The following is a 572-nucleotide window of genomic DNA, read 5'->3' as shown; positions in this document are numbered from 1 at the left end:
TTCCTCTACCAGTAATTGTGAATACATCTTCTACTGGCATTAAGAATGGCTTATCTGTTGCTCTTTCTGGTGTTGGTATATAGCTATCTACTGCTTCCATTAATTCAAGAATTGGTGCGATTGCTTTTTCATCTGTTGGGTTTTCTAATGCTACTAAAGCTGATCCCTTTACTACTGGAATATCATCTCCTGGGAAGTTGTATTCTGATAATAATTCTCTAACTTCCATTTCAACTAATTCTAATAATTCTTCATCATCTACCATATCTGCTTTGTTTAAGAAAACAACTATGTAGTCAACTCCAACTCTTGATGCTAGTAGGATGTGTTCTCTTGTTTGTGGCATTGGACCATCTGCAGCTGAACAAACTAATATTGCTCCATCCATTTGAGCAGCTCCTGTGATCATGTTCTTAACATAGTCAGCATGTCCTGGACAGTCAACGTGTGCATAGTGTCTGTTTTCTGTTTGGTACTCTACGTGAGCTGTGTTAATTGTGATTCCTCTTTCTTTTTCTTCTGGAGCCTTATCGATTTCATCATATTTGAATGATTCTGCTAATCCCTTGTTT

1 protein-coding gene is annotated in these 572 nt (G+C 37.2%); it reads right to left on the bottom strand.

Annotation, left to right across the window (positions count from 1 at the left end; translation table 11 throughout):
- Nucleotides 1-572 (bottom strand): GTP-binding protein (locus tag ABDZ60_RS18625; protein WP_343780263.1); only part of this gene is annotated, 572 nt, incomplete at both ends.

Source organism: Clostridium sartagoforme, from assembly GCF_039521405.1.
GTDB lineage: Bacteria > Bacillota > Clostridia > Clostridiales > Clostridiaceae > Clostridium > Clostridium sartagoforme.
Note: the sequence above shows the minus strand (reverse complement) of the source record. Positions and strands in the feature narration are given on the sequence as shown.